This is a genomic window from Arhodomonas sp. KWT (genome assembly GCF_010993615.1).
The window spans coordinates 1-3,712 of the sequence record NZ_WNXE01000209.1 but is presented as its reverse complement, the minus strand read 5'-3'; the positions used below and the strand labels follow the sequence as shown (position 1 = coordinate 3,712).

Here is a 3,712-nt window from a genome sequence, read left to right as displayed (position 1 = left end):
TAGTCCGGCGCGGAGGCGGGGTCGATCCCGCCCGTGGGGCAGAAACGCACGTCGGCGAAGGGGCCCGCGAGTGCGCGTAGCATGGCGACGCCGCCCGCCACCCCGGCGGGGAAGAACTTCAGGTGGGTGAAGCCCGCCTCGAGCGCACCCTGCACCTCCGAGGGCGTGGCCACACCGGGCATGAACGGCACGCCGTTATGACGCGCCGCGGTGAGCAGCGACGGCGTCGCCCCGGGGCTGACGGCGAACGCCGCGCCGGCATCGACGGCGCCCTGCAGGTCCGCACCGGTCAGCACCGTACCCGCCCCGACCACGGCACCGGGCAGCCCGGCCGCGGCACGGATCGCCGCGGGTGCCGCCGGCGTGCGCAGGGTGATCTCCACCACCGGCAGCCCCCCCGCCACCAGGGCGCGTACCGTCTCCACCGCCGAGTCGACGCCGTCGACGGCAAGCACCGGGATCACGTTCACCCGGGAGACAATCCCCTCCATTCCCGTCATCTCAGCCACCCCCGTGCTGCGCCGTGCCGTCGAGACCGAACACCCGCGCGCCGGCCTCCGCCGGCGTGGCGTTGGCACGGAAGAGCTGGAAGAGCTCGCGGCCCATACCCCGGCCGCCCGCGTCCGGCGCGACCGCCGGCGCCCGCGCCGCCCACTCGTCGGCATCGACCAGGGCCTCCAGGGTCCCGGCGCCGGCGTCGAGGCGGATGCGGTCGCCGTCGCGCACCCGCGCGAGCGCACCACCGGCCGTGGATTCCGGGGTGAGGTGGATCGCCGCCGGCACCCGGCCGGAGGCACCGGACATGCGCCCGTCGGTCACCAGCGCCACGCGGTAGCCGCGGTCCTGGAGGACGCCGAGCTGTGGCGTGAGCTTGTGCAGCTCCGGCATGCCGTTGGCGCCGGGACCCTGGAAGCGCACCACCGCCACCATGTCCTCATTGAGCTCGTCGCGGGAGAACGCCTCCAGCAGCGCCTCCTGGCTCTCGAACACCCGCGCCGGCGCCTCCACGCACCAGCGCTCCCGCTCCACCGCGGAGACCTTGATCACCGCGCGGCCGAGATTGCCCGTGAGCAGTCGCAGCCCGCCTTCCCTGTCGAACGGCGCGTCACAGCCGCGCAGCACCGAGGAATCCAGGCTCTCCGCCGCGGGCTCCCGCCAGGCGACGCCGCCCTCGGCCAGGTACGGCTCCCGGCGGTAGTGGCTCAGCCCCTCGGAGCCGGCCACGGTCATGACGTCCGGAAACAGCAGCCCGGCGTCCAGGAGCTGGTCGATGAGGTAGGCCATGCCGCCGGCGGCGTGGAAGTGATTCACGTCCGCCTTGCCGCTGGGGTAGATCCGCGCGAGCAGCGGCACCACCCGGGAGAGCTCTGCGAAGTCATCCCAGGTGAGCTCGATGCCCGCAGCGCGGGCGATGGCCGGCAGGTGGATGGTGTGATTGGTTGAGCCGCCGGTGGCGAGCAGACCGACCACCGCGTTGACGATGGCCTCCTCGCAGACCACTCGCCCGACCGGTGTGTATTCCTCGCCCCCGTGACGCAGCTCGACCACGCGACGGGTGGCGGCGATGGTAAGCGCGTCGCGCAGCGGCGTGCCCGGGTTCACGAACGCGGCACCGGGCAGGTGCAGCCCCATGACCTCCATGAGCAGCTGGTTGCTGTTCGCCGTGCCGTAGAAGGTGCAGGTGCCCGGGGCGTGATAGGACTGCGACTCCGCCTCGAGCAGCGCCGCGCGGTCCACCCGGCCCTCGGCGTAGAGCTGGCGGATGCGGGACTTCTCGGCGTTCGGCAGTCCCGACGGCATCGGCCCGGCGGGGACGAACACGAAAGGCAGGTGACCGAAGTGAAGCGCCCCGATCAGCAGTCCGGGCACGATCTTGTCGCACACCCCTAGGCAGAGCCCCGCATCGAAGGCGTTGTGAGACAGCGCGATCGCCGTGGCCATGGCGATGGTATCGCGACTGAACAGCGACAGCTCCATGCCGGGCTGGCCCTGGGTGATGCCGTCGCACATCGCCGGCACGCCGCCGGCGAACTGCGCGGTTGCGCCGGCGTCCCGCGCCGCCTGCCGTATCAGCGGCGGGAAGTCCCCCAGCGGCTGGTGGGCGCTCAGCATGTCGTTGTAGGCCGAGACAATGGCGACGTTCGGCCGCTGCAGACCGCGCAGCGCCGCCTTGTCGGAGTCGCCGGCAGCAGCGAAGGCGTGGGCGAGATTCGTGCACGACAGGCCCGCGCGGACGGGCCCCTCGCGGCCCGCCGCATCGATGCCGGCCAGGTAGTCGCGGCGGCGTTCACGGCTGCGCTCGCGGATGCGCTCGCACACCTCGGCGAGCACGGGATGGATGTCTGTCATGGACGGGCTCCGGGGAACGGTCATGGTTATGTAAGAAAACTACAACAACGGTAGCCCCTCTACCTTCCAGCGTCAAAAAAGGCGCCCGATACCGCGTGACCGACCAGAGAGTGCTTGGATTGTCGCGTCATTTATGTAATTTTACTACACACCATCTCGGACGATCCCGACCATCCCGACGGAGGGGACGCACCTTGGCCACTGTCGAGCCATTCGACCTGATCATCTTCGGGGGTACCGGCGACCTCGCGATGCGCAAGCTCGTCCCGGCGCTCTACCAGCGCCACCGCGACGGCGACCTCCCGGACAACGGCCGCGTTCTCGCGCTCTCCCGCACCGCCCTCGACCGCGACGGCTTCCTCCAGCAGGCGGAGGCCCAGTGCCGCGAGTTCGTGCCCGCGGAGGAGTTCGACGTGCACCAGTGGCGGCGTTTCACCGAGCTGCTCGACTTCCGTCAGGTCGATGCCGGCAGCCCGGGAGACTACGTCACCCTTGCGGAATGGCTCGCGCCGCACCCCGGGCGCACCCGCGTGTTCTACCTCGCGACCAGTCCGGCGCTGTTCGTCGACATCTGCGACAACCTCGCCGCCAGGGACCTGGTCACACCGGCCTCGCGGGTGGTACTGGAGAAGCCCCTGGGGCACGACCTCGCCTCCGCCACGGCGATCTCCGAGCGCATCGGCGCGATCTTCTCCGAATCCCAGATCTACCGCATCGACCACTACCTGGGGAAGGAGACGGTTCAGAACCTGATGGCCCTGCGCTTCGGCAACATGCTCTTCGAGCCGCTGTGGCGGCGGGAGTGGATCAGCGACGTGCAGATCACCGTCGCCGAGGACGGCGGCGTCGCGGGCCGCGGCGCCTTCTACGACCGCACCGGCGCGCTGCGGGACATGGTCCAGAACCACCTGCTGCAGCTGCTGTGCATTGTCGCCATGGAGCCGCCGGTCAGCCTCGAGGCGGACGCCGTGCGCGACGAAAAGCTCAAGGTCCTGCGCGCTCTGGAGCCGTTGCACGGCGCGGACGCCCTGCGCAACACCGTGCGCGGGCAATACCGCGCCGGCGCCGTCGACGGCCGGCCCGTGCCCGGCTACCGCGAGGAGTCCGGCATCCCCGCCACCAGCACCACGGAGACCTTTGTCGCAGTGCGGGCGGGGCTGGCGAGCTGGCGCTGGTCCGGAGTGCCGTTCCACCTGCGCACGGGCAAGCGCCTGCAGCAGCGCCTCGCGGAGATCGTGGTGAACTTCCGCGGCGTACCCCACAACCTGTTCGAGGGCATGGGCGCCGGCCCCCAGCCCAACCGCCTGGTGATCCGGCTCCAGCCCGACGAGGGCGTGCGCCTCTACCTCATGGCCAAGTCCCG

3 protein-coding genes are annotated in these 3,712 nt (G+C 71.1%); 1 reads left to right on the top strand and 2 read right to left on the bottom strand.

All coding sequences use genetic code 11. From position 1 onward, the window contains the following. Together eda and edd are read right to left on the bottom strand one after the other, a co-directional pair. On the bottom strand, positions 1 to 500 hold a 500-nt coding region (eda, locus tag G7A99_RS16720), incomplete at its 3' end, for a bifunctional 4-hydroxy-2-oxoglutarate aldolase/2-dehydro-3-deoxy-phosphogluconate aldolase (RefSeq protein WP_240466318.1). 1 nt (position 501) lies between these two features. Next, positions 502 to 2,340 carry a phosphogluconate dehydratase gene (gene edd, locus G7A99_RS16715; RefSeq protein WP_342662983.1) on the bottom strand — a complete coding sequence of 613 codons (1,839 nt, stop codon included), beginning with the start codon at positions 2,338 to 2,340 and terminating at the stop codon, positions 502 to 504. A gap of 203 nt (positions 2,341 to 2,543) precedes the next feature. Between edd and zwf the strand changes: the two genes are divergently transcribed. Further along, the coding region (zwf, locus tag G7A99_RS16710; protein WP_163142240.1) for a glucose-6-phosphate dehydrogenase at positions 2,544 to 3,712 on the top strand (1,169 nt) is incomplete at its 3' end.